Below are 25,209 nucleotides of genomic sequence, written 5' to 3'. Positions count from 1 at the left end.
GGGCGATCAGCGCACGCTTTAAATGGCGTAGGAATTTTCTTCAGATCTTTAGGAAACGTCCTACGTAACTGGCTGGGTTGCGCCGTTACCGTCCCCTTGCGCCGTCTGTTCAAGCGCGCAAGCCCGTCAGCCACGGATGCTGCCGGCCCGATGACCCCAAGGGAGTTACCCATGCGCCTGCTGTTCGCCCGTCTCTACGCCCCGCTGTTTTTCTTCGGTTTCCTCGCCGCCGGCCTGTGGCTGGTCGGCGACGGCTTGCCGCTGCCCCTGCTGCTGGTCCTGCTGGCCACAGCCGTCATCGTCGCCACCCTGGCCGAACGCTGGCTGCCCTACCGCCCGCAATGGAACGCCAGCCACCAGGACGAGCCGCGCGACCTGCTACACGCGCTGGTCAACGAGGGCATCAATGGTCTGGGCGTCATCACCATTCCGCTGCTGGCGTTCCTGTTGCCCAACCCCGGGCTGTGGCCCAGCCACTGGCCACTGTGGCTGCAACTGGCGCTGGCGGTGCCGATCGCCGACCTGGGCATTACCCTGGTGCATTTCGCCAGCCACCGCTTGCCGGTGCTGTGGCGCCTGCACAGCGTGCACCACAGCGTGCCGCGCATGTACGGTTTCAATGGGTTGATGAAGCACCCGCTGCACCAGACCCTGGAAGCGCTGGGCGGCGTGCTGCCGTTGCTGTTGCTGGGGCTGCCGCCGCAGTTGGCGGCGTTGCTGGGCTTTGCCGTGGGCATTCAATTGCTGCTGCAGCACAGCAATGTCGACATGCGCATCGGTGCGCTGCGCCATGTGTTCGCCTGGGCGCCGGTGCACCGCCTGCACCACCTGAAATACGGGCGTGTGGGGGACGTGAATTTCGGCCTGTTCTTCACCTGCTGGGACCGGCTGCTGGGCACGGCGCTGCACCTGCCCGGCTACCGCCTGGGCGATGACGTGGGCATTGGCGACCGGCCGGATTACCCGGTGGGGTATGTGGCCCAGTGCGTGGAGCCGTTTCGGGCGCAGCGCAAGCAGGACGCGGCGGTAGTGCCGGAAGCGTTGCGCGCGGCGTTGGGTGGGCGGCGCAACTGACACGCCTTTGTGGGAGCTGGCTTGCCAGCGAGATGTTCAGGCCCTGAAAGCTCGCTGGCAAACCAGCTCCCACATAAAACGTCAGGCGGTCAGCGTTGCCCCGCCGTCCACCACCAGGTCCTGCATGGTCACGTGGCTGGCCAGGTCCGAGGCCAGGAACAGCACCACGTTGGCGATCTCGTCCGGCGTGGCGATCTTGCGCAACGGGATACCCAGCTTGTATTGCTCGGGCAGGCCGGCCACCAGGCGCGTGAAGCCCTGGGGGCCGCCGACCATGTCGCGCAGCATCGGCGTGTCGGTGCTGCCTGGCGACACCAGGTTGCAACGCACGCCGTGTTCGGCCAGTTCCAGGCCGATGCAGTTGTTCAGCGCCACCATGGCCGCTTTCGACGCGCAGTAGGCGGCCATGTTCAGGCGCGGCACGTGGGCGGCGTTGGAGGCGATGCTCACCACCGCGCCCTGGCGCTGGGCCTTGAACACCGGCACCAGCTGGCGGAACAGGTAGAACGGCCCGGAGACGTTGACGTCGAAGCAGGCCTGCCAGTCGTCCACCGACAGCTCATCGCTATTGCCCAGGCGCAGCACGCCGGCACCGTTCACCAGCACGTCGATGCGCGGCTGCTGGCCAAGCATTTCCTGGCACACCTGCTCCACGGCGATGGGGTCGGTGACGTCCAGCACCACAGTCTGGAAGCTGTACGCGGGCTCATTGAAGGCACGGTCGAAACCGATCACTTGAGCGCCGGCGGCCTGGAAACGCAACGCCACCTGCAAGCCAATGCCCTGCCCCGCGCCCGTCACCCATACGCACTTGTTGGTAAAATCCATTGCAGCTACTCACGGCAAGCCGCCCCACACTCGGGGCGGCGAATCAAAGAGAAATCAGGCGGCCTGGCGCTTGGCCGACAGCACCGCCAACCAGCCGGCCAGGGTCGGCTTGCTCGCCAGCTCGGCAAAGCTGACGTCCAGGCCGTCGCGCTGCCAGTTGCCGATCAGGGTCATCACCTGCACCGAGTCCAGGCCGTAGTCCATCAGGTTGTCGTCGGCGCCCGGCTCGCCGTCGTCGGCGTCCAGGAACGGCGTGAGCTGGGCCAGCAGCCAGGCCTGGTCCAGCGCCTGGCCCTGCTGGCCAATGATGCTCTGCACGTCGGTGACGAAGCCCGAACGGGTGGCCACGTAGCGCAGGGCCATGCGGTGCTCTTCCTCGGAGAAATCGGCCAGCGCGTCGCCGACGAAGAACGGCTTGATGTCACGCATGAACGCCTCGGTGGCGCTGACCATGCAGCCGATGTGGGCGTACACGCCGCAGATGATCAGTTGGTCGCGCCCGCCTTCCTTGATCATCTGCTCCAGCGGCGAGCGAATGAACGCGCTGTAGCGCCATTTCACCAGCACCGTGTCCTGGGGCAGCGGGCGCAGCGGCGCCACCACCTGCTGCACCTGGCGGCTGGCGGTGGTCAGGCCCGGACCCCACATGTCGTTGAGCAGCGCACGGTCCTGGGGGCTCTGCTCGGACGGCTGGGCGGTGTACACCACCGGGATGCCCTGGGCGTGGCACCAGGCGCGCAGGGCCACGACGTTGGCCACCAGCTGGGCCACCAGCGGGCTGTCTTCGCCGTAGAAGTCGAGGAAGTATTCCTGCATGTCGTGAATCAGCAGCACCGCCCGCGACGGATCGAGGGCCCAGTTGACCTTGTTGGCCGGGAAGCTGGCGACCGTGGGCATGGGGTAGCTGGCGAGTTTCGGGATAGCCATGGGTAAAGCCTTATGCGGATGCGTTGTCGAGGGCTGCGCGCAGGGTCTCGCGCAGCTGCTTCTTGTTGATCTTGCCGACGGCGGTCAAGGGCAGCTCGGCCATGAACTGGAAGCGGTCGGGCAGCTTGTAGTCGGCCACGCCCTGGGCGCGCAGGTACTTGCGCAGGTCCGAGGGTTTCAGCGCAGGGTCGTTGGCCACCACGCAGGCGCAGCTCTTCTCGCCCATCAGCTCGTCGGGGATGGCCACCAGGGCCACGTGGGTCACGGCCTGGTGGTGCAGCAGCAGGTTCTCGATTTCCTCGGCGGCGATTTTCTCGCCGCCGCGGTTGATCACGTCCTTCACCCGGCCGACTACTTTCAGGTAGCCGTCGGCGTCCTGCTGCACCACGTCGCCGGAGTAGTAGAAGCCTTCGGCGTCGAACACCTGGGCGTTGTGCTCGGGGGCCAGGTAATAGCCGCGGAAGGTGTACGGGCCACGGGTGGCGAGCATGCCCGGCTCACCCGGCGGCACGGCGCGGCCCTCTTCGTCGAGCACACGGACCTCGTCGTCGGCGCTCATCGGGCAGCCTTGGGTGGTGAACACCCGCTCGCTGTCGTCGTCCAGGCGGGTGTAGTTGACCAGGCCCTCGGCCATGCCGAACACCTGCTGCAGCTGGCAGCCCAATTCTTCAGGCACGCGACGCGCCAGGGCCTCGGAGAAGTTGGCGCCGCCCACTTGCAGTACTTTCAGGCTGTGCAGGCGCCCGCGATGCTCGGGCGCGGCGCGCAGCCACAGGGCCACCGCCGGCGGCACCAGCGGCACCCAGTCGACGCCATGGCGCTCGATCAGCGCAAAGCAGTTCAGCGGCTCGGGGTCGCTGGCCATCACCACGCAGCCGCCGGCGATGAACACGCCCAGGGCGCCGGGCGAACTCATGGTGTAGTTGTGGCCGGCCGGCAAGGCGCTGAGGAAGCGCGTGGCCGGGGTCAGGCCGCACAGTTCCACGCTGCGGCGCAGGCTGTAGTAGTAGTCGTTGTGGGTGCGCGGGATCAGCTTCGGCGTGCCGGTGCTGCCGCCCGACAGCTGGAAGAACGCCACCTGGCCGCCTTCGCTGGGGCTGGCGACGAAGTGGCGCGCTGGGGTTTGCAGGTGCGTCTGCAGGTCGGCGCCGTCGAGCACCACGGTGGCCAGGCTCGGTGCCACGTCACGCAGTTCGTCGAGGAACACGTCGTTGGCGAACAGGGCGTGGCGGCTGGAAGCAATCAGCACCTTGGGCTGGATCTGCCGGGCGTAGGCCAGCAGTTCCTGGCGCTGGTGGCTGAACAGTGCGTTGACCGGCGCCACGCCCAGCTTCAACAGGGCGAAGAAGGTGACGTAGAACTCGGCGATGTTGGGCAGCTGCACCAGCGCCGCGTCGTGAGTGCGCAGGCCGCTGGCGTGCAGGTAGGCCGCGAGGTTGTCGGACTGGCGGTCCAGCTCGGCGTAGCTGAGGGTACGCTCGCCGCAGATGATCGCCGGGGCGTCCGGGCGCGCCTGCACCTGCTGGGCAAGAATGTCGGTCATCGGCCGGTCCAGCCAGTGACCCTGGGCGCGGTAATGGGCGGCCAGGTCAGCCGGCCAGGGCGTGAAAGCGATGCTCATGCGCAGCCCGCCTGTGCGTCGAGGCCGCAGGCGGCCAGCATGGTGCCGAGCTTGGCCTGGGTTTCCTTCCATTCCGATTCGGGGCACGAGGCCTCGACGATGCCGGCGCCGGCGAACAGGCGAATGCGGTCATGCTGCACGGTGCCGCAGCGGATGGTCACCACCCACTCGCCGTTGCCGTGGCTGTCGCACCAGCCCACCATGCCGCTGAACAGGCCGCGGGTCTCGGGTTCGACCAGGTCGATCAGCTTGCGCGCCAGTTGCGTGGGCGCGCCGCACACGGCCGGCGTGGGGTGGATCTGGCAGGCCAACTGCAGCGCCGAGGTGTTGGGGTCGCGCAGTTGCCCCTGCAAGGCGGTGGACAGGTGCCACATGGCGGCGGTGCTCAGCAGCGACGGGCCAGGCGGCACGTCCAGCTGGCTGCACACCGGTTCCAGCACGCGGCGGATGTCGTCGATCACCAGGCTGTGCTCGTACTGGTCCTTTTCCGACACCAGCAGCGCCTCGCCCACTTCGCGGTCCTGCACCGGGTCGACGCGGCGCTTGGCAGAGCCGGCCAGGGGGTTGGTGAACACCTGGTCGTCGGTCTTGCGCACCAACAGCTCGGGGCTCACGCCGATCAGCTCGGCGCCGTCGGCCATGGGCACGCGGAAGTGGTAGCCCGAGGGGTTCTGGGCGGCCAGGTTGGCCAGCACCTGCTCCACATCCACCGGCTGGGTCAGCTGCACGTCGAGCTGACGCGACAGCACGGCCTTGCGGATGGTGCTGGAGCGGAAGTTGGCGATGGCCTGGTTGACGGCGGCCTTGAAGCCGGCTTCGTCGGGAATGCTGCGCTGGTTCAGCACCGCCGGGCGCGCGGCCTCGGCCTGGGTAGCAGCCGCTGGCTGCTCGTCGCGCCAGGCGCACTGGCGGGGAATGTACAGGCAGGACGGCTGGGTGGTGTCGAAGGGAATCGCGCCCATCACAATGGGGTTGTCGATGCCGGCCTCGCGGGCCCGCGCCAGCGCGGCGCCGACTTCGGCGAGGAACGCGCTGGAGGACACGCCGCCGCTGCCGGCCGCGCTATTGATACGGCTGAAGATACCTTGGCCGCGCAGGCTGCGCGTGCCGGAACGGAAGAGGAACTGCGCCTCTTTGCTACCGTCTGGCGTACGGTATCGCTCGTTTTCCAGGTGGTGTGTCGTCATGACGTTCGCCTCGTGACTCGTAATGAGAATTGCTATCAATCATGTTAAGGTTATGGATAGCAGGAAACGTTGTCAACGAGACCTCGGTCTCACAGCCGGTACAAACCCACCCTGTAGCAGCGGCCGCCAGGCCGTGTCAGGGCCGCCACGATTTCCATTCCGGGCCCGGACGCCGCCCGGCGGCAGCTGCTACGGGGCGTGTATCGGCGGCGATACGTGCTTGTGGTTGCAGGCACACACCTCATTGATAAAAATGAGATTTATTCTCCACCAGGGACGCCTACCTTCATGCCCATCCGATTCCCCCGCCCTTCCCTGCGCGCCGGCCTGTGCCTGCTGGCCGCCTGCCTGCCGCTGCTGGCCGGCAGCGCCTACGCCGACGCCGGTTGGCCGCGCACCATTAACGGCGAGCACGGCAGCGTGGTGCTCAACCACGCGCCCACGCGCATCGTATCCACCAGCGTGACCCTCACCGGCGCGCTGCTGGCCATCGACGCGCCGGTGATCGCCAGCGGCGCCACCACGCCCAACAACCGCGTCGCCGACGACCAGGGCTACCTGCGCCAATGGGGCGCGGTGGCCAAGGCGCGCAACGTGCAGCGCCTGTACATCGGCGAAGCCAACGCCGAAGCAGTGGCGGCCCAGGCCCCGGACCTGATTTTGATCAGCGCCACCGGCGGCGACTCGGCCATTGCCCTGTACGACCAACTCTCGGCCATCGCCCCGACCCTGGTGGTGAACTACGACGATAAAAGCTGGCAGCAGCTGGAAACCCTGTTGGGCGAGGCCACCGGCCATGAAGCCCAGTCCGGCCAGTTGATCGAAGCCTTCGCCGAGCGCCAGGCGCAGCTGCGCAACAGCCTCAAGCTGCCGCCGCAGCCGGTGTCGGCGTTCGTCTACAACCCGGCCGCGCGCCAGGCCAACATCTGGACCGCCGCCTCGCCCCAGGGCCAATTGTTGGCGCAGCTGGGCTTCGAACTGGCCGAGCCATCGCCGGCCCTGGCCAACAGCCAGAACATGGGCAAGCGCAAGGACATCATCCAGGCCGGCGGCGAGCACATGGCCGACGCGCTCACTGGCCAGAGCTTCCTGATGTTCGCCGCGGAACCGGCGGACACCAAAGCCATCCTCGGCAACACGCTGCTGGCGCACCTGCCGGCCATCGATAGCCAGCGCGTATACGCCCTGGGCGCCGACACCTTCCGCCTCGACTACTACAGCGCCAACCACCTGCTCGACCGCCTGCAGGCGCAGTTCGGCACGCCCGGCGCTCAGGCCGCCACGGCGTCGAACTGAACCCGGCGCAGCTGGCGCATGCCCAGCGCCAGCACCAGCCCCACCGCCATCGCCGCCAGGCCGAACGCCAGGGCGGCGTTGGCCGGTAGCAGCCACGAGCCCAAGCCACCCAGCAACGCCGCGCCCAGGGCGTCACCACTGACGTTCTGCGCGGTCCACAGGCCGTTGACCCGGCCCAGCAGGTGGTCCGGGGTCTGCGCCTGAATCAGCGCGTACTGCAGCAGCGCGTTCACCGCACTCAAATAACCGAAGCCGACCAGGCACAGCAGCGCCAGCCAGAACGACGGCACCACGCTGAACCCGGCGATGGCGGCAAACGCCAGCAACGCCGTGGCCAGCATGCGCTTGCCCGGGCGCGGCGTGGCCGCCAGGCGGCCGCTGGTGATGGCACCGATGGCCGCGCCCAGGGGCGTGGCGGCGTACATCAGGCCCAGGTTCCCGGGGTCCAGCTGCCAGGCCAGGCCCAGCGCCGGGTACAGCACGCGCACGGCGCTGGCCAGGGTCAGCAAGGCGCCGATCAGTGCCACGGTGCCCACCACGCGGTTTTCGAACAGGAAGCCGATGCCGGTGGCCAGCGCCTTCAGCGGGTGTTCGCGCGGCACCGGCGGTGGCGGCAACGCCGGCAGGCGCAGCAACAGCAGCACCGTAATCAACGTGCCGAACGCCGCCAGGCCATAGTTCCAGGCCACGCCACCAACGCTGATCAACAGCCCGCCCAGCAAGGGCGAGAGAATCGAGCCGATGCGCACGGTGAGCATGCTGATGGCCCCCGCCTGCACCATGTGCTCGCGGCCCACCAGCGCCGGCGTCGCGGCCAGCAAGGCGGTGACGCCAATGGCGCCGAAGAAGCCGTCCCACAGCGACAGCCCGTAGATAGCCAGCAGCGACGGCTGCGCCAGGCACGCGTTGAGGCACAGGCCGACAAAGGCGATGCCGCAGGTGGAGCGCGCCAGCAGAATCAGCCGGCGCCGCTCATAGCGGTCGGCCAGCACGCCGCCGAACATCAGCCCAACGAACATGCCGGTGCCGGCCAGTGTCACGGCCAGGCCAACCTGCAGGGGGGAATGGGTGAGGGCCTGGATCTGCACCGGCATGGCAATCGCCAGCAGGCCCAGGGAGATCAGTGACAGCAGGCGGGCGAGGAACACCGCGCGGAACGCCGGGTGGCTGCGCAGGAGGCTGAGGTTGAGAAAAATCGACGGTCTGGCCATGAAACTCCCTGGTATCGACAGGCCTGTATCGATAGGCGAACTACCTATCAAGCGGGCCACATGATAGCATTCGCCAATCAGTCGTATAAACGAATGCTTCGTATTTGTATCGATACATTAAGGCGATTCACGATGTTCGCACCGCTCCGGCAGGGCCGCCCATGAGAGCTTCCCTGCGCCTGCCCCTCACCGCCCTGGCGCTGCTGGGCGCCGTGCTGGCCAGCCTCCAGGTGGGCGCCCACCTGGCCCCGCTGTCACAGGTACTGGACGCCCTGACCGGCACCTGCACCAGCGTCGATTGCGTGGTCATCACCGACGCGCGCCTGCCGCGCACCCTGGCCGGGCTGCTGGCGGGCGCGGCGCTGGGGGTGGCCGGCGCGCTGATGCAGACCCTGACCCGCAACCCGCTGGCCGACCCCGGCATCCTGGGTATCAACGCCGGCGCCAGCTTCGCCCTGGTGGTGGGCATGGCCTGGCTGGGCGTCAACGGCCCGGACCAGTACGTGGTGTGCGCGGTCATCGGCGCGCTGCTGGCCAACCTGCTGGTAACCCTCAGCGGCTTCACCGGCGGGGGCCGCGTGAGCCCCATGCGCCTGACACTCATGGGCGTGGCACTGACCGCGGTGCTGGAAGGCATCGGCTCGGGCATCACCCTGCTCAACCCGCTGGTGTTCGACCAGATCCGCTACTGGCAAGCGGGTTCGCTGGACGTGCGCAATCTTGAGCTGATCAAGGCCGCCGCCCTGCCCATCGGCGCCGGCGTGCTGCTGGCGCTGGGGCTGAGCCGGGCGCTGGACAGCCTGGGCATGGGCCTGGACATGGCCGCTGCGCTCGGCACCCGGGTGCTGCGCACGCAGCTGCTGGGGCTGCTGGCGATTACCCTGCTGTGCGGCGCGGCCACGGCGATGGTCGGCCCCATCGCCTTCGTCGGCCTGATGATGCCGCACCTGGCGCGCTGGCTGGCCGGGCCCGAGCATGGCCGGCAGCTGCCGTTCACCCTGCTGCTGACGCCCACCGTGCTGCTGTTGGCCGACACCCTGGGCCGGGTGATCACCGTTGGCGAGCTGCGGGTGTCGGTGATGACCGCCTTTATCGGCGCGCCGGTGCTGATCTGGTTGGCGCGCCGCCAGCGCCTGGGGGCCAACTGATGAGCACATTGCACAGCAGACGCCCGCTGTTCACCGCCACCGCCCTCGCCCTGCTGTGCCTGGCCCTGGCCGCCTGGGCGCTGGCCAGCGGCAGCCTGGCGCTGAACCTGGGCCAGGTGCTGGACGCCCTGCGCGGCCAGGGCGCGCCGGGCACCCAGCTGATCGTGCTGCAATGGCGCCTGCCGCGGGTGGTGGCGGCACTGGTGCTGGGCGCGGCGCTGGCGGTCAGCGGCGCGATCTTCCAGTCGTTGATGCGCAACCCGCTGGGCAGCCCCGACATCATGGGCTTCAACACCGGCGCCTACAGCGGCGTGCTGGTGGCCCTGGTGCTGTTCCACGGCAGCACCCTGGACAGCGCCTCGGCGGCGCTGATTGGCGGCCTGCTGACCGCCGTGGTGGTCTACCGCCTGGCCTGGCGCAACGGCATCAGCACCTTGCGGCTGATCATCATCGCCCTGGGCGTGCGCGCCATGCTGGTGTCGTTCAATACCTGGGTCGTGGTCAACGGCTCGCTGGAAGCCACGCTGTCGGCGGGCCTGTGGAACGCCGGCACGCTCAACGGCATCACCTGGGCCAAGGCCGTGCCGGCGCTGCTGTGCATCGCCGTGGCGCTGGCCGGCAGCCTGGTGCTGAGCCAGCGCATGCGCCTGCTGGAAATGGGCGATGACACCGCCAACGCCCTGGGCGTGCCGGTGGAGCGCTCGCGCCTGCTGCTGCTGTTGATGGGCGTGATACTTACCGCCGCCGCCACCGCCGTGGCCGGGCCTATTTCGTTCCTGGCCCTGGCGGCGCCGCAGATTGCCCGGCGCCTGAGCCCCTCGCAAAACCTGACTCTGCCGCTGGCGGCGCTGACCGGCGCGGCCTTGTTGCTGGCCGCCGACCTGGCCGCCCAGCGCCTGTTCCTGCCCTACCAACTGCACGTCGGGCTGATTACCGTCAGCCTCGGCGGGCTCTACCTGATTGGCCTTCTGATTCGGGAAACCCGCAAGCGATGACCGCCCTGCCCGCCCCTTCGCGCCTCTGGGCCGAGCAACTGACCCTGGGCTACGACGACAAGGTCGTTGCCCGCGACCTGTCCGTGCACATCCCCGACGGCGAACTGACCGTGATCATCGGCCCCAACGCCTGCGGCAAGTCGACCTTGCTGCGCACCCTCAGCCGCCTGCTGCAACCCACGGCCGGCCAGGTGTGGCTGGACGGCCAGGCCATCAGCCGCTACCCCACCAAGGAGGTGGCGCGGCGCCTGAGCCTGCTGCCGCAAAGCTCCACCGCGCCCAGCGACATTCTGGTGCGCGACCTGGTGGCCCGCGGGCGCTACCCGCACCAGGCCCTGTTCAGCCGCTGGAGCGCCGCCGACGAAGCCGCGGTGCAAGGCGCCATGGCCGCCACCGGCGTTGCCGAGCTTGCGGAAAAACCGGTGGACACCCTGTCCGGCGGCCAGCGCCAGCGCGTGTGGATCGCCATGGTGCTGGCCCAGCAGACACCGCTGGTGCTGATGGACGAACCCACCACCTGGCTCGACATCGCCCACCAGATCGACCTGCTGGAGCTGCTGCGCGAACTCAACCGCGACCAAGGACATACGCTGGTGGTGGTACTGCACGACCTGAACCACGCCTGCCGCTACGCCACGCACCTGATCGCCATGCGCGGGGGCAAGGTGCTCGCCAGCGGCAAGCCAGCCGACATCGTCACACCCCAGTTGATCGAAGCGGTGTATGGCTTGAAGTGCGTGATCATCGACGACCCCGTGGCGGGCACGCCAATGATCGTGCCGCTGGGGCGCTGACGCGGCCTGCGGCCGCTGCTACAGGGCCCCGCACAGCGCAGAGTTTCTGTAGCAGCGGCCGCAGGCCGCGTCATGGGTCAGAGCGCCTTCAACGCCCGGTTGATCAACGGCCCCACCTGCGCCATCGACGCCGGCGAGATGATGTCCACGTGCGCGCACGGCAGGCGGTGCACCTTGAGGCTGCCCACGAACGGCCCCCAGGTCTGCTGCACGTCCATGCCTTCAGGCAGGGTTTTCTCGGCCACGAACAAGGTTGCCTCGCCGCTATAGGCCGAGCTGCGCGCCGTGGCCAGCAGGCGCACGGAGTCGGCGTAGTTGGCTTCGATGTCGTCGAACATGCCGCCACCGCCTGCCGCCATGGCCGCATCCTGCAGGCCCTGCTGGGCCGCCAGGAACAGCTCGCGCTCGCGATTGACCTCGTCCAGCACCTCCTGCTTGAGCACGTTACGGCCCTGGCGTTCGTCCCAGTTCTGGGTCTCCGGCGGGTAGGTGTCGAGCAGGCCCAGGAAGGCCACCTGCTCGCCCTCTGCCTGCAACCGCGCGGCCACGCCCTGGGCCAGGGTGCCGCCCAACGAATAGCCGGCGAAATGGTACGGGCCGTGGGGTTGCAAGGCGCGTACGGTGAGCAAGTGTGCGTCGCAGGCAGCGTCGAGGTTGGCGCAGCTGTGCAACGGGCCATTGCCGCGCGGCGACTGGATACCCACCAGCGACCAGTGCGGGTCGATGTAGCGCTGCAGCACGCTGAACTGCCAGGCAAAACCCGAGGCCGGGTGGAAGCAGAACAGCGTCGGGCCGTTGCCCTGGCGCAGTGGCAGCACGCTCTCGAAACCGGCGCGGCGGGTTTCATCTTCGCTCTGCTCGCTGGCCAGCAGCTGGGCCAGGCGCTCCACGGTGGAGGCGATCATCACCTGCCCCACCGCCACCGGCCGCTGCAGTTCGCGGCGCAAGGTGGCGGCCAGGCTCATGGCCAACAAGGAATGGCCGCCCAAGGCGAAGAAGTCGTCCTCGGCGTTGACACCGTCGCGCTCCAACACCCGGGCGAAAGCCCCGGCGATCTGCGTTTCCAGGCCTTCGGCCGGGGCGCGCCCGCAGGCCTTGGCGCTGGCCTGCGGCAACGGCAACGCCTTGCGGTCCAGCTTGCCGGTGGCGCCCAGCGGGAACTCATCCAACTGCACCAAGGCCACCGGCACCATGTGCGCCGGCAGGCGGTCCACCAGGGCCATGCGCAGGGCAACCAGGTCCAGCTCGCGGCTGCCCTGGGCGATCACATAGCCCACCAGTTGGCGCGCATCCCCACCGCCCACCGGGGCCTCGCCCAGCACCCGGGCGTGGGTCACGGCCTGCTCGACGCCCGGCAAGGCCAGCAGCGCGTGGTCGATTTCGCTCAGCTCGATGCGCTGGCCGCGAATCTTCAATTGGTCGTCGCTGCGGCCCAGGTATTCCACCGCGCCGTTGTCCAGCCAGCGCGCCACGTCGCCGGTGCGGTACATGCGCCCGCCGTTGCCGTAGGGGTCGGCGACGAAGCGGCTGGCGGTCAGGTCGGCGCGGCCCAGGTAGGCGTGGGCCAGTTGCACGCCGGTCAGGTACAGGTCGCCGGCAACGCCAGGCGGCACCATGCGCAGGCGCCGGTCGAGGATGCGCAGGCCGGTGTTCCACACCGGGAAACCGATGGGCACGCTGGCGCCCTGCACGCCGGCCAGGGTGTCACCGTGGGCCGGGTACCAGCTGACGTCGACGGCCGCTTCGGTGGGGCCGTAGAGGTTATGCAGCGGCACGCCGGTGCGGCGCTGCCACAATTGCGACAGATCGGTCGGTAACGCCTCGCCGCTGCAGAACACCTGGCGCAGGCTGCGGCAATGGGCGATGGCGGCGTCGTCGTTCAAGGCACTGACGAACGCCGCGAGCATCGAGGGCACGAAGTGCGTGGTGGTCACGCCCTGCTCGCTGAACAGCCGCTGCAGCGCTTCCGGATCACGGTGCGCCTCGGGCGGCGCCATGTGCAGGCGCGCGCCGGTGATCAGCGGCCAGAAGAACTCCCACACCGACACGTCGAAGCTGCACGGGGTCTTCTGCAGCACCACGTCGGTGCTGCCCAAGGGGTACTGGTGCTGCATCCACAGCAGGCGGTTGACGATGGCCTGGTGGCCGACGATCACGCCCTTGGGCCGGCCGGTGGAGCCGGAGGTGTAGATGATGTAGGCGGCGTGCTCGGGCGTCGGCTGGGCGAACTGCAGCGGGCCGTGCGGGTCCAGCTGCAGCGGCGCTTCCAGCAGCAGCGCCGGGCAGCTGGCCACGCCGGCGAAGCGCGCGGCCTGGGCGGTGTCGGTGATGATCAGGCGCGGCGCGGCGTCCTCCAGCATCAGCTGCAGGCGGTCGTCGGGGTAGCCGGTGTCCAGCGGCAGGTAGGCGGCGCCCACCTCCAGGATGGCCATCAGCGCCAGGGACAGGAACACCGAGCGTGGCAAGGCCACGGCGACGATATCGCCAGGCTCCACGCCCTGGGTCACCAGCCGTTGGGCCAGGGCCTGCACCTGTTCGCGCACCTGTTGATAGTCGAACTGATACTGGGCGTCCGACAGCGCCGGCGCGTGGGGCGTCAGCAGCGCCTGGGCGGCCATCAGGCTGACCAGGGTGTCGTCGGTCAGCGGCTGCTCGGTGGCGTTGGCGCGGGCCAGCAGCGCCAGGTCCTGGATGTCCAGCAGGTTGGCGGCCTCGCAGCGCAGCTGCGGGTTGGCGCCGAACTGCGTCATCAACAGGCTCAGGCGGCGCAGGTGGCGGGCCAGGGTGGCGTCGTCGTAGCGCTCGGCGTTGGCCAGCAGCTCCAGCGACAGCTCGCCGCGCGGGGTGAGGAACAGCGCCACCTCCAGGTCGCGCACCGGGCCCGAGGCCAGGGTGTGGGTGACGCCGGCGATGCCGTCCAGGTCCAGGGCAAAGTCGAACAGCTTGAGGTTCTGCACCACGCCGTACAGCGGCTCGGCGTCGCCGATGCGGCCCAGGTCGCGCTGGATCTGTTCGGCGTCGTAGCGCTGGTGCTTGCGCAGGCGCTTGAGCTCGGCGGCGATGCTCTGCGCCAGCTCCGCCAGGGTGGCCTGGGGCTCGACCTTGATCTGCATGGGCAGTACGTTGATCACCGCGCCACTGGCGCTGGCGGCGGCCGAGCCCATGCGGCGCATGAAGATGAAACCGGCGGTGAAGGCGTCCTGGCCGCTGAGGCGCGACAGCCACAGGTTGACCAGGGCCAGGGCCATGTCGGCGCGGCTGATGGCGGCCGGCTGGTCGGCCATCAGGCGGTCGAAGGCCTGGGTGTCAAAGCTCAGGGTGTGGCGCAGCACGCGGCTGCTGGCGCTCTGGCCGCCCAGCGGCTGGCTCGACAAGGTGGCCGGCGGCGGCAGCTGCCGGCCTTTCTCCCGCCAGAACTGCGCGTCGCGCTCGCACGTCGCGCCCTGGCGGTAGGCCTGGTACTCGGCCACCACCTGGCTGAACGGGGTGAACGGCGTGGGGCCGGCGGCCTCGCCACGGCGCAGGGCGTTGTAGTGTTCGGCGATGCGCCGGGTAATGGCGGCGAAGCTGTAGCCGTCCACGGCCAGGTGGTGATAGCGCTGGTACCAGAACCAGCGGCCCTCGCCTACCTGCATCAGCCGGTTCACGCACTCAAGCCCACCGCTGGCCACGCGCAGGTCGCCCTGCAGGTCCTGGCGCATCCACGCCAGTGCGGCGGCCGCCGGGTCGGCCGCGCCGCGCAGGTCGGCGCAGGTGGGGCGTGCCGGGGCGCGGCTGAAGTCGAACCATTGCAGCGGCTGGCCGTCGCGCTCGGCGACGTGCAGGTGCAGGGTATCGACCTCGGCCAGGCCCGCCTCGATGGCTTGCAGCAGCAGGTCGCTGTCCAGCGCGCCGGCCAGTTCCACGTAGTGGGCCACGGCGTAGGCGTTGTGGTGCGGCGACAGTTGGTCGGCCATCCAGATACCTGGCTGGGCAGCCACCAGGGGCATTTCGTGGCGGGTAGCGACCAGGGGGGTCACAGGTGCGGGGTTTGACAGGTTCATCCGTGACTCCGGTTCAGGAAGCGTTGGCGCCCAAGGCGCGGCGCAGGGAAGCGGGACGCAGGTCGCGCCAGTGCAGTTCCAGCCACTGCCCGCAGGCTTCGCGGCTGGCGGGGCCGTGGACGATGGTCCAGCCCGGTGGCACGGCGCAGAAGTCCGGCCACAGGCTGTGCTGGCCCTGGTCGTTGATCAGCACGTGACAGCCCTGTTGCGGGTCGTCGAAAGGGTTGAGTTGCTCCACGGAATGTTCCTTGTCGTGAGAGGGTCGCGGCGGTTCAACCCGCCGCGCACAGTTCGGCCCACAGTGCCGCCAGGCCATCGAGCAGGCCCTGGCGCCAGCACAGGGCATCGTGGCCGCCGTTGACCACGCGGTATTGCGGGGCCAGGCCTGCGTCGCGCAGCGCTTGCACCATGCGTTGGTTGGCGCGGTGGATCACCGGTTCGCGCAGCCCGGCTTCGATAAACAGTTTCAGTGGCTGGCCGTGGCCAAGCCCGGCGTCGACGCGCTGGGGCAACTGCCGCGCAAGGTCATCGCGGGGCCACCAGAACGAGCCGGACTGGGCCAGCACGCAGCCAAAGCGCCGCGGCCACTGCAGGCCGGCGTACAGCGCCGCCAGGCCGCCGAAGCTCTGCCCGGCGACCACGGTGGTGGCGGGGTTCGGCGAGTGGGCCTGCCAGCTCATGACCTGCGGCAGCAATTCCTCCTGCAGGGCTTCCCAGAAGGCCGGGTTGCAGGCCAGTTCGGCGCTGCGGTGGGCGGTGTCGATGCTGTCGACGAACAGGTACACCGCACCCGGCAACGTGCCGTTGGCGGTCAGCGCCTGCAACGGCTCGGCCAGAGGCAGGCTGGCGGTCCAGAAGGCGCCGTCCAGCAGCACGGCCAGGGGCCGGCTGGGGTCCTGGGCGCGGCCGGTACTCAGCAGCCACACCCGGCGGCTGTTGCCCAGGCGCGGGCTGTGCCAGTGGTATTGCTGCAGGCTGGCGGCCGGCGCCTGGCCGGCGTCCACCGGAAGCCAGGCCGGGTGCGCGGGTGCCTGTGGCATGTGCAGGCCGGACACGCCCAGGCCGCGGCCGCCGGTCCAGGGGCGCATGGGGTTCAGGGGGTCGTGCTGCGCGCGCGGGAACATGGCCCGCCACCAGGGGCGCAGCGCGTTCAAATCGGGGTTGCCGTGGGCGTCGACGGCGTCGAAATCGCGGTCGTCGTCGCAGGGCATGAAACTGTAGCTGCCGCGCCAGTTCGCGTCGATGCGCGTCTGCCACAGCCAGATGTCGGTGCCGTCGATGCGCGCCAGGCTTTGCGGCGCGCATTGGCGGTGGTGGTCGGTGAGACCGGTGATGTTGATCCAGACGCGTCGGGTAGCCGACGTCGCGGCCGTGCCGCGGGGGTCACGCCAGACGAAGGTCACGGCGTGCTCCCCGGCCTGCGCCGGGCCGACCAGGGGGGTACCCTGCTCGGCCAGCGCCTGCCACCACGACTCGCTGCCCAGATCCTTGCGTGCCAGGAGCTTGTCCATGGGGACCTCTTAGAACTCGTACCGGGCGCCGACGCTGAAGGCGCGGGACTGGCCGAGGAAGTTGAAGGTGGCCGCCGAGCCGACGCGCGAGTAGTAGTCGCGGTTCAGCAGGTTGGTACCGTCCAGGGTCGCGGTGAGTTTCTTGGTGATCGGGTAGGACAGCTTGGCATCCACGGTGGCGTAGCCAGGCGCAGCCACGGTGTAGGTGCTGGTGGTCATGTAGAAGTCGCTCATGGCGGTCACGCCGCTGCCGATGGCCAGGCCTTCCAGTGGGCCGCTGGCGACGGTGTACTTGTTCCACAGCGAGGCGGAGTGCTTGGGCATGGTCTGGAAGGTGCTGACCGCGTCGCCGCTGAGCACCTGGGTGTCCATGTAGGTGTAGCCGGCCAGCACGTCCCAGTTGGGCAGCAGCTTGCCGCTGACTTCGAACTCGGCGCCGCGGATGCGGGTCTTGCCGGACGCTACGTCATAGGTCGCGGTCGGATCATCCTCGGGGGTGGTCGCACGGTTCTTGTCGGTCAGCTGGAACACCGAGACGCGGGTGTTCAGGTCGCCGCCGAAGTAGCTGCCCTTGATACCGGCTTCATACTGCTCGCCGGTGCGCGGCTTGAGCACGTTGCCGGCCTGGTTGGTCTCGGTCTGCGGCTTGTACACCTGGGAGTAGCTGAAATACAGCGAGTTGTTGGCGTCCAGGTCGTACACCGCGCCGCCGTACGGGGTGACGTGGGCGCTGATGGTCTGGTCGTAGTCGGTCTGCGCGCCGGTCTTGAGGGTGGTGGTGTAGCCACTGCCCTTGTAGTAGCTCAGGCGCGCACCGCCGATCAGCGCCAGGTCGGCGATGGGGCGGAAGGTCAGCTTGGAGTACAGGCCATACTCTTCGGACTGGGTGCCGACCTTGGTGGCGGTGCTGCTGGCGTAGATATCGGTCGGCTTGGCGAACGACGTCGGGTCGTAGCTGTTGACGTTAATGGTGCCCAGGGTGCCGGCGGCGTTCTTGTAGTAGTTGTGGTAGTTCTTGTAGTCGGTGCCCACCACGAACTCGCTGACGTTGCCCATGGCCTCGAACGGCTGGCTGTAGCTGGCGTCCATGGACACGGTGTTCTCGGTGAACTCGCGGCCGGTGTAGCCTTCGGTGGCGGTGCCGGTGCTGGACACGCCGCTGCGGGTGAAGGCGTACAGGTAGTCGGCGTCGCGGTCCGAGGTGCGCAGGGCGACGCGGCCGTTGCCGCCGTTGTCGAAGTGGTGGGTCAGTTCGGCGGTGAAGTCGGTGGTCTTGCCGTCGAAGTAGTTCCAGTCGGCGCCCAGGAACTTGGAGCGGCTGAAGTCCAGCAGGTTGCCCTTGGTGTCGGTCGGGTAGCCGTTGTTGGGCGTGATGTTCTTCACTTCGTGGTTCAGGCCGAACGACAGCTGGGTGGCGTCGTCGAGGTCGATGTCGAGGGCGCCGTAGTAGGTTTCGCTGTCGCTGGCGTTGTAGTCGACCATGCCGTTGCTGGCGTCACGCGAGGCGATGAAGCGGCCCCGCACGCGACCTTCGGAATCCAGTGGGCCAGAGACGTCGACCTGCTCGTGGTTGGTGTCGAAGGTGCCGTAGCTGGCCTCGACGCTGCCCTGGAAGTCGGCGGTGGGGCGCTTGCGCACCATGTTGACGATGCCGCCCAGCTCGCTGGTGCTGCTGAACAGGCCGGCCGGGCCGCGCATCACTTCCACGCGGTCGTAGGCGACCAGCGACGGCACGGTGCCGAAGATGCTGGTCATGGGCGCCGGCAGGCCGTCGATCTGGTATTCGTCGTACTCGTAGCCGCGCGAGTAGATGGACGAGCGACCGCTGTCGTTGGTCAGCACGCGCAGGCCGGCGGTGTACTTGGCCAGGTCATCGAGGTGGACGAACTTGCGGTCCTTGATGTACTCGCTGGTGTAGGTGGAAATGGATTGCGGAATGTCCTTGAGCGGTGCCGGGGTCTTGGTGCCCACGGTGGCGCCCTGCACGGTGTAGCCGCCGGTCTGTTCGGACGGTGGCATGTCGTAGAGCTTGTTGCCCTCGATGGTCAGGGTGTCCAGCTCCAGCGGCGCGCTGGCCTGGGCCTGGGGCTGGGCAACGGTCTCGGCCAGGGCACTGAGCGGGAATGGCGCCAGCAGGCCAACCAGTACCAACCCATGGGTGCGTCGCAGGGCACCGCTACGTTTACTTCCGTTCATACCACTTCCTTTGCATGATCTGTTCGACAGATGTCTTTTTCCTGCGCCCCGGGCGCAGCCTTTGTGATGCCGCGTCATGCAGCCCTCAGGTACCCGCCCTGCCCCGCTTCGCCAGTGGCCCCCGCCACTTTTTCTGGGCAAACGTCTGCCGGCCAGGCTTTTGCAGGCGTGAGCGAGACGATTGGGCGAAGCGTCGGGGGCGGTTACCCGCGCCTGGTGAGGCGCTGTGAAACGAGGTGCGGCATGGTGCGGCGCGTTGATGGTAATAACTCTCAATAACAATCGCAAACGCAATTGGTAGTATTTCTTGATTGTTACATTGACGTAGATGGGTTACGCGGCGAGGCCGCGTGGTGCGCGGGGGGTGGTGGGTGCGTATCAGGACCAATACCGCCGGCCTGTCGTCACCTCGTGCGCAACCCGCTGAGCGCGGCGGTTGCGTAGCAGCGGCCACAGGCCGCGTCACCTGGCACACCGCGTAGGGCCCGGACGCCGCCTGCGGCGGCTGCTACAGGGGCGCGCAACCCGCTGAGCGCGGCGGTTGCGTAGCAGCGGCCGCAGGCCGCGTCACCTGGCACACCGCGTAGGGCCCCGACGCCGCCTGCGGCAGCTGCTACAGGGGTGCGCGCAACGCGTTGATCGCGGCGTCTGGGGAGGGAAAAGGAAGCGTAGCTGCGGTCACAAGACGAGCCGGGGAATACCAAGCAAGCTAATGGCTTTTAGCCATTACCTGTGCCATCTTTGCCGCCCTCGAACCAACCGCGTCGAGGGTGATCACGCCTGCCCCATAACCCATATGCCTACCTGATAATAATTCCAGCAAACAGCATTGCCCCGAGCACTTCGTACCATGAGCATTGGAATACTGTCGTCGCGCAAGAACAAATACCGAGCGATGATCAGCCTCACCCTCTTTATCGTCACGCTGGTCGCAACACCCATGATCCACACCCACTGCGTGGCGGAACGCAAGGCGCGCAGGGCGCTGCGCCCGCAGCTGTTGCCGGTCGTCACCCAACAGGACCTGGGGAACGCCGCTACGCTCACCCGCTTTGCGGCAAAAGGTGCGTCGAAGACGATCGTCATCGCCACGCCCACAGGCCTGGAACTTGACGCAAAGGCATTGAGAAAGCTGAGCTTCGATGCCACCGCCAACATCGTCGAGTTGCACTTGCCCACGGCTGGCGGCCAGGCCTCCAGCGCCGAATTTGCCAAGCAGTTGCAGCCGTTCGCGGCCGATCTCAAGGTGGTCATCGGCATCAACGAGCTGGGGGCGCTGGCGCAAGCCTGGCAGGCGCCCGCCCAACAGGAAGGCGTGACCACCATTGCCCTCGACGTCGATGGCACCACCGCCTCGGCGGCCACCCTCGACACCCTGCGCAAGCTGCTGGGCGTGGTGCAGGGCAAGGACTTCAAGCGCTTCCCGCTGATCGAGCTGCCGGCACACACGCCAAGCGGCACCTTGGCCATCTTCTACTCGGGGGATGGGGGTTGGCGCGGGCTGGACAAATACGTCTCGGAGAAGTTTGGCGATAGCGGCATCTCGGTGGTGGGCGTCGACAGCCTGGAGTACTTCTGGGACACCAAGCCCGCCGAACTGGCGGCCACGGACCTGGCGGAAATCATGCAGCATTATCGCCAGGCCTGGGGCATCAAGCGTTTCGTGCTGATTGGTTATTCGTTTGGCGCCGATGTGATGCCGGCCCTGTATAACCGCCTGCCGGTTGCCGACCAGGAGGCCGTGGGCAACATTATCCTGCTGTCGCTGGCGCGCCAGACCAACTTTGAAATTCACATAGAAGGCATCATGGGCAAGGACGTCGGCCGATATGCCACCGGCCCTGAAATAGCCAAACTGCCCGCCGACAAGGTCACCTGCCTGTACGGCACGGACGAAAGCCGCAAGAGCGGCTGCACCGACACCAGTATCGTCGGCAATGTGATGGCGTTCGCCGGCAACCATCATTTCAACGACGATTACGAGACCGTCTCGGGGAAACTGCTGGGCGTTATCAACCGCCCATGAACCGCGCTGCGACGGCTCCGTGGGAGCCGTCGCAGCGCTGCACCGTCAGTCGAACCGGTCGAGGTTCATGACCTTGTCCCAGGCCGCCACGAAGTCGCCGACGAACTGCTGCTGCGCATCCGCGCTGCCGTAGACTTCCGCGTAGGCGCGCAGCTGCGCGTGGGAGCCGAACACCAGGTCAACCCGGGTGCCGGTCCATTTCACCGCGCCGGTCTTGCGGTCGCGGGCCTCGAAGGTGTCGTTGTCGGCCGACAGCGGCCGCCACTCCACGCCCATGTCCAGCAGGTTGACGAAGAAGTCGTTGGTCAACGTCCCCGGCCGCTGGGTGAAGACCCCGTGCTTGCTCTCGCCGACGTTGGCGCCCAGCACCCGCAGGCCGCCCAGCAGCACGGTCAGTTCGGGGCCGGTGAGGGTCAGCAGTTGCGCCTTGTCTACCAGCAGGTGCTCGGCCGATACCCGGTATTTGCCTTTGAGGTAGTTGCGGAAGCCATCGGCGATGGGCTCCAGGAAGCCGAACGATTCGACGTCGGTCTGCGCCTGGGACGCGTCCACGCGGCCCGGCCGGAACGGCACGGTGACGCTGTGGCCGGCGTTTTTCGCCGCCTGCTCGACACCGGCGTTGCCGGCCAGCACGATCAGGTCGGCCAGGGATACCTGCTTGCCCCCCGCCGCCGCGCTGTTGAAGTCACGCTGGATACCTTCCAGGGTGCCCAGCACCTTGGCCAGCTGCTGCGGCTGGTTGGCTTCCCAGTCCTTTTGCGGCGCCAGGCGCAGGCGGCCGCCGTTGGCGCCGCCGCGTTTGTCCGAACCGCGGAAGGTGGACGCCGCCGCCCAGGCGGTGGACACCAGCTGTGCAACGCTCAGGCCCGAGGCCAGCACCTTGGCTTTCAGTGCGGCCACGTCGTTGTCGTCGACCAGCGCGTGGTTAACAGCTGGCAGCGGGTCTTGCCACAGCAACTCTTCGCTGGGCGTTTCCGGGCCCAGGTAGCGGGCCAGCGGGCCCATGTCGCGGTGGGTGAGCTTGAACCAGGCACGGGCGAAGGCGTCGCTCAGCTGGTCGGGGTTGGCCAGGAAACGGCGGGCGATGGGTTCGTAGACAGGGTCGAAGCGCAGCGCCAGGTCCGAGGTCAGCATGGTCGGCGCACGGCGTTTGCTCGGGTCGTGGGCGTCGGGGATCTTGCCGGCGCCAGCGCCGTTTTTCGGCGTCCACTGGTGGGCGCCGGCCGGGCTTTTGGTCAGCTCCCACTCGAAGCCGAAGAGGTTCTCCAGGTATTCGTTGCTCCACTTGGTGGGGGTGGAGGTCCAGGTCACTTCCAGGCCGCTGGTGATGGCGTCGCCGCCCTTGCCGCTGCGGAAACTGTTGCGCCAGCCCAGGCCCTGCTCTTCCAGGCCGGCGGCTTCGGGCTCTGGCCCGACGTTGTCGGCGGGGCCGGCGCCGTGGGTCTTGCCGAAGGCGTGGCCACCGGCGATCAGCGCCACGGTTTCCTCGTCGTTCATGGCCATGCGGCCGAAGGTCTCGCGAATGTCCAGCCCCGACTTGACCGGGTCAGGCTGCCCGTCCGGGCCTTCGGGGTTGACGTAGATCAGGCCCATCTGCACCGCGGCCAGGGGGTTTTCCAGGTGGCGGCCGCCGTCGGTGCGGCTACTTTCGCTGCCGTGCAGGTCAGGCTCGGCCACCAGGGTGCCGTCGCCGGGCGGCTGGGCTTTCTGCTGTTCGTTGCCGTAGCGCACGTCGCCGCCCAGCCAGGTTTTTTCATTGCCCCAGTACACGTCCTCGTCCGGTTCCCACACGTCGGCACGGCCGCCGGAGAAGCCGAAGGTCTTGAAGCCCATGGATTCGAGGGCGACGTTGCCGGTAAGCACGATCAGGTCGGCCCAGGAGATCTTGCGCCCGTACTTCTGTTTCACCGGCCAGATCAGCCGCCGGGCCTTGTCCAGGCTGACGTTGTCGGGCCAGCTGTTGAGCGGTGCGAAGCGTTGCTGCCCGGCCCCTGCACCGCCGCGGCCGTCACCGGTGCGGTAGGTGCCGGCGCTGTGCCAGGCCATGCGGATGAACAGCGGGCCGTAGTGGCCGAAGTCGGCCGGCCACCACTCCTGGGAATGGGTCATCACCGCCAGCAGGTCCTGCTTCACCGCGGCGAAGTCCAGGCTCTTGAACTCTTTGGCGTAGTCGAAGCCATCGCCCATGGGGTCGGATTTGACGGTGTGCTGGTGGAGGATTTTCAGGTTCAGCTGGTTGGGCCACCAGTCACGGTTGGTGGTGCCGCCGCCGGCGGCATGGTTGAACGGGCATTTCGATTCGTTTGCCATGATTGCTTTACCTTATTGTCGATGTAAATCAATGACATGAGGTGCTGGCCAGGTGAATGGGAAAAGCGCTGACGATCAACGGGTTGGCGGGGCCACCTGGCTCATTATTATCTCCCTATCAGGTTCCGGCCGGTCGACGGGCGACGGCGGTAGAGACAGCCTAGACGGGTGTGGGCGTTAGGGCTAATAGCCTGGGTCTTGGGGGGCGATAGAGCCGCGCTCTCACACCGGGTGGAACAGGTAATCGACCGTTTCGCGGTCATCCAGGGCGACGCCCATGCCGGTCAACCGTGCGCGCAACTGGGGCGCCTGCGCACGCACCTGCCAGCTGGCCGTCGCGGCTACCGTGGCCGGGGTATCCAGCGCATCAAGGGCACCCTGCAGCGCCTCGCGGGCGGGGAAATAAATGGCCAGGCCATTGCCCTTCCAGGCCGCCGTGGTCAGGCCCAGCGCCACACAAGCGGCGACCTTGCGCGCCGCGTCGGCGCGGTCGGCCTGGCGCGAATGCTCGATGGCGCGGTTCAGCTCGGCGTCGCCGTCAGTGGCCAGCAGGCGTTCCGGTGCCCAGGCCTGTGGCGGGCAGGCCTTGTCGCCGGTGCGCAGCTCAATGAACGGGTTGATCTCCATGGGGTAGATGCGGCACACCTGCGGGCGCTCGGCGTAGATGCCGCACAGGTCGTCCTCGCGCAGGTTGGGGCAGCGCGGGATGGCCCGGCCGGCGAAAATCGCCGTCACCTGCAGGGTCTGGCCGCCACATTCGACCGGCGTTGCGCGGCGCACGTTGTAGGCGTAGGCCTCGGCCGACTGCGGCCAGGTGCCCTGCTCGAACGCTTCCAGCAGCACCGCCACGTCATGGCCGCGGCGCAGCCAGTGGCGGGCCTCGTCCAGGGTCAGGGGAATGAAGCGGCCCTTGCAGCAGGCGCCACACCCCACACAGTGGAAGGGCGGGTGTACAGGGGGTGGGGCAAGCAAGGTCATACAGGCGGGCACGATCCAGACAACTGTGTCGAAAAGCATACACACCCGACACGATTGCGTTAATGAAACTCCCTTTATGCATTGCTGAGGTGGTTTCATCGGTCGCGCCTACAGCCTGGCCAGCGCCTCGCGCAGGTAGGCCAGGCTGCGGGTGATGGCCGCTTCCTCCGGGCCATGGTCGGGGTGGAGGAAATCCAGCTCCAGCGCCAGCAGGCCCTCGAAGCCGTGGTCGCGCAGCACCGCCAGGGTCCGTGGGATGTCGATCAACCCCTGCCCCAACGGCACGCTAGGCCAGAAGCCGAACTCCCGCGGGCTGCCGCGCCAGGCGCAGATGTCCTTGAGGTGGGTGGCCTTGGCGTGGGGCGCCAGTTGCTCGACCACCCGCTGCGGGTCGTCGAACAGGCGCAGGTTGTTGGCGGTGTCCAGGCACACGCCCAGGGCCGGGTTGGCCACGGCGGCCAGCAGTTCCAGGATTTCCGGCGCGTGCAGGTCGACGTGATTTTCCATGGCCAGGGTCACGCCTCGCGCCCCGGCGTAATCGGCCGCGGCTTCGAGCAGCGGGATCAAGCCGGCCTTGTGCTCGGCCCACGAGGCTGGCCGGGTGCGCCGCCCGCCGGCGCAGATGCGCATCACGCGCGCGCCCAGGGTGCGGGCGATATCGACGTGGGCCTTGAGGTCGGCCAATGCTTCGGGGCGGCTGCCCGAGCCCAGGCCATGGGGGTGGCCCCAGGCCCAGACCAGCTCCTGCCCGGCGTCCTGCAGTTGCCCGGCCAGGCTGGCCAGCGTTTGGGGCGAGGCGTCGGTCAGCATGAACGACTCGATGGAAACCCCTTGTACATTGTGGTTTTGCGCGCGCTGAATGAAATCTGCGAGGTTCATGCGAACCCCGGGGTCGGTTTCGAGGTCTGGATAGACTTCGCCGAAGAAACGGTGATAGCAGTAGGAATCGATGGCGACTTTCATCAGGGCGCTCCTTATTGTTCTGGACACTGAACATGCGCCAAAGTGGAATTAAATTCCAATTTCCTTCTTCATTCTTTGTTTAAAAATGTGCGGTAAACGAC

Annotated in this window: 18 protein-coding genes; 6 read left to right on the top strand and 12 right to left on the bottom strand. The window is 68.0% G+C overall.

The window, feature by feature from the left end; all coding sequences use genetic code 11:
• Positions 1–171: 171 nt before the first annotated feature.
• Entirely contained in the window at positions 172–1,074 is a 903-nt protein-coding gene (locus tag ACWKWX_RS27015; protein ID WP_483829391.1) for a sterol desaturase family protein, read from the top strand.
• An 81-nt stretch (positions 1,075–1,155) separates the two neighbouring features.
• Here the strand turns inward: ACWKWX_RS27015 and dhbA are convergent, their stop codons facing one another.
• The 4 genes from dhbA to ACWKWX_RS26995 are packed head-to-tail and all read right to left on the bottom strand — an operon-like array spanning position 1,156 to position 5,637.
• Positions 1,156–1,902, bottom strand: coding sequence for a 2,3-dihydro-2,3-dihydroxybenzoate dehydrogenase (dhbA, locus tag ACWKWX_RS27010; protein ID WP_483829390.1), 747 nt, complete (start codon positions 1,900–1,902; stop codon positions 1,156–1,158).
• 54 nt (positions 1,903–1,956) lie between these two features.
• Complete coding sequence (locus ACWKWX_RS27005) at positions 1,957–2,829, bottom strand: isochorismatase (RefSeq protein WP_416424930.1); 873 nt, start codon at positions 2,827–2,829, stop codon at positions 1,957–1,959.
• 10 nt (positions 2,830–2,839) lie between these two features.
• On the bottom strand, positions 2,840–4,450 hold the full coding sequence (locus tag ACWKWX_RS27000; protein WP_483829389.1) for a (2,3-dihydroxybenzoyl)adenylate synthase: 1,611 nt from the start codon (positions 4,448–4,450) through the stop codon (positions 2,840–2,842).
• Complete coding sequence (locus tag ACWKWX_RS26995) at positions 4,447–5,637, bottom strand: isochorismate synthase (RefSeq protein WP_416424932.1); 1,191 nt, start codon at positions 5,635–5,637, stop codon at positions 4,447–4,449. The genes ACWKWX_RS27000 and ACWKWX_RS26995 overlap by 4 nt, the downstream gene beginning before the upstream one ends.
• Positions 5,638–5,925: 288 nt before the next feature.
• On the opposite strand from ACWKWX_RS26995, the gene fepB reads away from it, so the two are divergent.
• Positions 5,926–6,933 carry a Fe2+-enterobactin ABC transporter substrate-binding protein gene (gene fepB / locus ACWKWX_RS26990; protein WP_473002810.1) on the top strand — a complete coding sequence of 336 codons (1,008 nt, stop codon included), beginning with the start codon at positions 5,926–5,928 and terminating at the stop codon, positions 6,931–6,933.
• Here fepB and entS read toward each other — a convergent pair.
• Positions 6,909–8,144, bottom strand: a complete 1,236-nt coding sequence (entS, locus tag ACWKWX_RS26985; protein ID WP_483829388.1) for an enterobactin transporter EntS — start codon at positions 8,142–8,144, stop codon at positions 6,909–6,911. The two genes, fepB and entS, sit on opposite strands and share 25 nt — an antisense overlap.
• A 161-nt stretch (positions 8,145–8,305) precedes the next feature.
• Between entS and fepD the strand changes: the two genes are divergently transcribed.
• The 3 genes from fepD to ACWKWX_RS26970 are packed head-to-tail and all read left to right on the top strand — an operon-like array spanning position 8,306 to position 11,081.
• Entirely contained in the window at positions 8,306–9,292 is a 987-nt protein-coding gene (gene fepD / locus ACWKWX_RS26980) for a Fe(3+)-siderophore ABC transporter permease (protein ID WP_483829387.1), read from the top strand.
• Positions 9,292–10,287 carry an iron-enterobactin ABC transporter permease gene (gene fepG, locus ACWKWX_RS26975; RefSeq protein ID WP_483829386.1) on the top strand — a complete coding sequence of 332 codons (996 nt, stop codon included), beginning with the start codon at positions 9,292–9,294 and terminating at the stop codon, positions 10,285–10,287. Before fepD ends, fepG begins: the two co-directional genes overlap by 1 nt.
• Positions 10,284–11,081, top strand: a complete 798-nt coding sequence (locus tag ACWKWX_RS26970; RefSeq protein ID WP_483829385.1) for an ATP-binding cassette domain-containing protein — start codon at positions 10,284–10,286, stop codon at positions 11,079–11,081. The genes fepG and ACWKWX_RS26970 overlap by 4 nt, the downstream gene beginning before the upstream one ends.
• Before the next feature lie 77 nt (positions 11,082–11,158).
• Here ACWKWX_RS26970 and ACWKWX_RS26965 read toward each other — a convergent pair whose 3' ends face one another.
• Genes ACWKWX_RS26965 through ACWKWX_RS26950 form a run of 4 tightly spaced genes read right to left on the bottom strand, consistent with a single transcriptional unit; the run spans position 11,159 to position 18,831 of the window.
• Positions 11,159–15,124 carry an amino acid adenylation domain-containing protein gene (locus tag ACWKWX_RS26965; protein WP_483829384.1) on the bottom strand — a complete coding sequence of 1,322 codons (3,966 nt, stop codon included), beginning with the start codon at positions 15,122–15,124 and terminating at the stop codon, positions 11,159–11,161.
• A 13-nt stretch (positions 15,125–15,137) separates the two neighbouring features.
• Positions 15,138–15,362 (bottom strand): MbtH family protein, encoded by a 225-nt coding sequence (locus ACWKWX_RS26960; protein ID WP_416424939.1) that lies wholly within the window; start codon positions 15,360–15,362, stop codon positions 15,138–15,140.
• A gap of 34 nt (positions 15,363–15,396) precedes the next feature.
• A complete protein-coding gene (gene fes / locus ACWKWX_RS26955; RefSeq protein ID WP_483829383.1) occupies positions 15,397–16,635 on the bottom strand; it encodes an enterochelin esterase in 1,239 nt (412 codons plus the stop codon).
• 9 nt (positions 16,636–16,644) lie between these two features.
• A complete protein-coding gene (locus ACWKWX_RS26950) occupies positions 16,645–18,831 on the bottom strand; it encodes a TonB-dependent siderophore receptor (RefSeq protein ID WP_416424941.1) in 2,187 nt (728 codons plus the stop codon).
• An 850-nt stretch (positions 18,832–19,681) separates the two neighbouring features.
• On the opposite strand from ACWKWX_RS26950, the gene ACWKWX_RS26945 reads away from it, so the two are divergent.
• The gene (locus ACWKWX_RS26945; RefSeq protein ID WP_483829382.1) at positions 19,682–20,857 is read left to right on the top strand and encodes an AcvB/VirJ family lysyl-phosphatidylglycerol hydrolase; all 1,176 of its coding nucleotides are present in this window, start codon (positions 19,682–19,684) and stop codon (positions 20,855–20,857) included.
• 45 nt (positions 20,858–20,902) lie between these two features.
• Here the strand turns inward: ACWKWX_RS26945 and katG are convergent, their stop codons facing one another.
• From katG to ACWKWX_RS26930, 3 genes are all read right to left on the bottom strand, one after another.
• Positions 20,903–23,167 (bottom strand): catalase/peroxidase HPI, encoded by a 2,265-nt coding sequence (gene katG, locus ACWKWX_RS26940; RefSeq protein WP_473002826.1) that lies wholly within the window; start codon positions 23,165–23,167, stop codon positions 20,903–20,905.
• A gap of 222 nt (positions 23,168–23,389) precedes the next feature.
• Positions 23,390–24,145: a YkgJ family cysteine cluster protein gene (locus ACWKWX_RS26935; protein WP_483829381.1), complete on the bottom strand. Its 756-nt coding sequence runs from the start codon at positions 24,143–24,145 to the stop codon at positions 23,390–23,392.
• 108 nt (positions 24,146–24,253) lie between these two features.
• Complete coding sequence (locus ACWKWX_RS26930) at positions 24,254–25,108, bottom strand: sugar phosphate isomerase/epimerase family protein (protein WP_483829380.1); 855 nt, start codon at positions 25,106–25,108, stop codon at positions 24,254–24,256.
• Positions 25,109–25,209 lie beyond the last annotated feature (101 nt).

It is taken from the genome of Pseudomonas imperatae (assembly GCF_057128625.1).
The sequence above is the reverse complement of the archived record's forward strand: the minus strand, read 5'-3'. Positions and strand labels throughout refer to the sequence as shown.